Here is a 3,567-nt window from a genome sequence, read left to right as displayed (position 1 = left end):
ATGCGCGGCCCGCCCTGTGCGCACATCTCTGCCTGCCTGGGCGCCGGTAGCTGCGTTTACATCCGATGACCGAATTTCATCAACGGGCGATTACCTGAGGGTTTCAGTCACGAGCGGGTTCGGTTTCAATTGAAATGATTCGATCGCGCTAGCGCGCAATACACACGACGATCGGTTTGTGGTGGCGATGGGAGAGGCCGGGACCGGCCGAACTGAGGTGTGGCCTGCAACGCACACGCGTCGAACAGGGGCGCGCGGCTTCTGTTTCAGTTGTAACGGTCGGCGACTGCGGTGAAACAGTCGTGTGACGGCCGGCGGCTTTAATGGCGACATGTGGTGTTGCGACGGGCTTGCCCGGATTCCCGGCAATGCGTTGAAAAAGCGGTATTTGGACTATGGAAACGAAAACAGATATTCTGATCATCGAAGACGATCCGTTCATGCGCGAGCTGATTGCCCTGTCGCTGCGGGACGCCGGATATCGCGTCGTCGAATGCAGCGGACAGCGCGCGCAACGTCTTCACGAAAAGGTCTCTGCGAAGGTCGTCATCGTGGATCTGAACGAGCCGAGACCCGCTTCGATAAAGACTATAGACGCATTGCGCACGCGCTTTCCAGCGGCGTCGATCATCGCGATTTCGGGTTACTTCGCGGCTGGGCCCGCGATGGCCGACGCAGTCGTTCAGCAGCTCAGCGTGGACCGGGCGCTAGCGAAGCCGTTTGGTACCAACGAGCTCGTCGCTTCAGTCAAGGCGCTGCTTGAACCCCTTTCGAATGACTGAACCCTCAGTGAAGCGACGCGACATGATCGATACGGACAGAGCGAGACGCAGTTTCGCGTGGCCCGATAGATACGGGCTCATCGCACTAGGCGGGTGTCTGCTGATCGTCTTGCTGTGGATCGGCGCGGCGACCGACATCATGCGGTCCCGCCGGCTGACGCTCGCATACAACGACCGCGAGCTGTCGAGTCTCGCGAGCGCGCTCGCCGAACAGACCGCGCGTTCGCTGCAGGGCGTCGAATTCATTCTGGGCCGTACGGCCGTATGGACGCTCGACGCGCGACGCACGCAGACATCGCCTGACGACGTCCGCACATTTCTGCGCCAGGAGATCGACGGCGTGCCGCAAATACGCCAACTCGAGATATTCGATGCGGCCGGGGACCGGGTGGCGACGACGCTGGCAGCCGCGAAACCAATCAATATCACGGGGCGCCCATATTTTCAGCAATTGCAGCGCGCGAGCGGCGATGCATTGGTGGTCAGCGAGCCCGTCGTGAGCCTGATCGACGGCAGACCGACCTTCGCGGTCGCGCGGCGGCTCGAAGACGCGCAGGGGCAGTTTAGAGGCGTCGTCCTTGCGCTGATCGAGTACGCGTATTTCCGTAACTTCTACCAACAGATCGACCTTGGCGCGGGCACTGCGATCCGTCTGCTGCGCACGGACGGCACGCCGGTCGTCGTATTCGGGAACCGTCCGGCCGACCAGCCGCTGGAACCCCTGCGCTCGGCACTGAGGGCGGTGCCCGGTTTTCCACTGAGGGTCGAGGTCACGCGCGACGAAGCGGTTGCGCTCGCGACATGGCGCACGTCGACGATCGACGAGCTGATCGGAGCCGCGGCTCTTTCGTTATTCGTCGCAGTGCTCGCGTACGCGCTCGTCGGGCAGGTACGGCGCCTCGGGCAGGTCAATCGCCGGCTGCAGTCGAGCCAGCAACACTGGCGCGCCGTATTCGAGAATGCGCCGGCCGGCATCATGCTCCTGCGTCCGCACGAGTACTACCTGGCGGCCAATCCCGCGTTCCAGCAGATGGTTGGCTACTCGATGACCGAGCTCGCGCAACTGAGGGCCATCGACATCACGCATCCAGGCGACATTGAACTGACGCAACGGCACATCGACCAATTGATGGGCGGCGAACACGACAGCGTGCGTTTCGAGAAGCGCTATCTGCATCGCGACGGCCATGTGGTCTGGACCGACATGAACATCGCCCGCGTCACCGTGTCGACGGAGTCGTCCGATCGGGCATCGCCGCAACTCGAGGACGTGCTCGTCGCCACCGTCGAAGACGTGACCCAACACCGCGAGGACGAAGAGGCGCGCCAACAGCTCGAAAGCCAGCTCAGGCAATCGCAGAAACTTGAAGCGCTCGGCACATTTGCTGGCGGCATCGCCCACGACTTCAACAACATCCTCGGCGCGATACTCGGCTACGGCGAGCGCGCATTGCATGCGGTCGCGCAGGGCACGCCAGAGCGGCGTTATATCGAGCAGGTGATGAATGCGGGCGATCGCGCGCGATCGCTCGTCGAGCGCATTCTGACGTTCAGCCGCAGCGGGATAACGACCCGATTGCCCGTTCACCTCCAGCCGGTCGTAACAGAGACGATCGAGCTGTTGAAGGTCCGGCTGCCCGAAGCAATCCAGCTCGAGGTTCAACTGGATGCGCGGGATGCGTTCGTAGCCGGCGATCCGGCGCATATGCATCAGGTCGTGATGAACTTGTGCAGCAATGCGATTCATGCGATGCCGGATGGTGGCACCCTTCGAGTCGAATTGGCGCTGCAGCGGCTCGAGGTGCCGCGATCGCTATCGCACGGCGCAGTCGATTCGGGCGAGTTCGTCCGGCTCACGGTGCACGACACCGGCGTCGGCATTCCTCCCGATCTGCTCGAACGGATCTTCAATCCGTTCTTCACGACGCGCAAAGCCGGCGAGGGAACGGGACTGGGTCTCGCGCTCGTCGAGGGCATCGTTCGAGAATATAGCGGCGGGGTCGACGTGCGAAGTGCCGTCGGCGAGGGTACACGCTTCGACGTATATCTGCCGGTGATCGACGCGGTGGCCGTGTCCGTTGATCAGCGCGCACCGGTGCTCCCGCATGGTGACGGCCAGACGGTGCTGCTGGTCGATGACGAAGAGGCGCTCGTGGCACTTGGCGAAGAAGTTCTTGCTGAGCTCGGATACGAACCGGTCGGTTTCGCGTCGAGCGAAGCGGCATGGCAAGCGTTCGATGCGAATCCCAAGCGTTTTGATGCGGTCGTCACCGACCAGACGATGCCGAACATGACGGGCCTCGAACTGGCATCACGGATCCGCGCGGTTCGTCCCGACATCCCGGTCATTCTTTCCAGCGGATATAGCAGCGCAACGCTGGAACGCGACGCGAAAGCAATCGGCATCTCCGATGTGTTGCGCAAGCCGCTTCGGCAAGCCGATATTGCGCTTGCGTTGAGCCGCGCGCTTTCACGACAGGTAAACGAAACGGCCAGATGATTGACGAGCTAAAAGCCAGGTTTCAGCGTTCAAGCACACGAACTAGCGAACGCGCTGATATCGGTGCTTAGTCGACTGACGTGCATCATCTCTGCGCTCTCGGTGAAAAAGTCGTGACGCGGGCGCTACGCACCCAGGCGCTCCGATGCTGGAGCGCCTTGCCGCTTAAGTTAGCTATCCTCGCGTACTGCGTGTTCGGCCGCACGGCGTCAGAGGGTAGCCACGCTTCCTCACGGAAACGCGGCCCCCGAAGAACCGTGCATGCGAGCTTTCCCCGCACACGGC

Annotated in this window: 2 protein-coding genes; both read left to right on the top strand. The window is 62.2% G+C overall.

Annotation, left to right across the window (positions count from 1 at the left end; translation table 11 throughout):
- Window positions 1-395: 395 nt before the first annotated feature.
- Window positions 396-782: a response regulator gene (locus tag VGH68_RS05800; RefSeq protein WP_331602572.1), complete on the top strand. Its 387-nt coding sequence runs from the start codon at window positions 396-398 to the stop codon at window positions 780-782.
- The gene (locus VGH68_RS05795) at window positions 775-3,282 is read left to right on the top strand and encodes an ATP-binding protein (RefSeq protein WP_331602571.1); all 2,508 of its coding nucleotides are present in this window, start codon (window positions 775-777) and stop codon (window positions 3,280-3,282) included. Before VGH68_RS05800 ends, VGH68_RS05795 begins: the two co-directional genes overlap by 8 nt.
- Window positions 3,283-3,567 lie beyond the last annotated feature (285 nt).

Source organism: Paraburkholderia sp., assembly GCF_036488505.1.
Taxonomy (GTDB): domain Bacteria; phylum Pseudomonadota; class Gammaproteobacteria; order Burkholderiales; family Burkholderiaceae; genus Paraburkholderia.
This window is presented reverse-complemented; position numbering and strand designations above follow the sequence as displayed.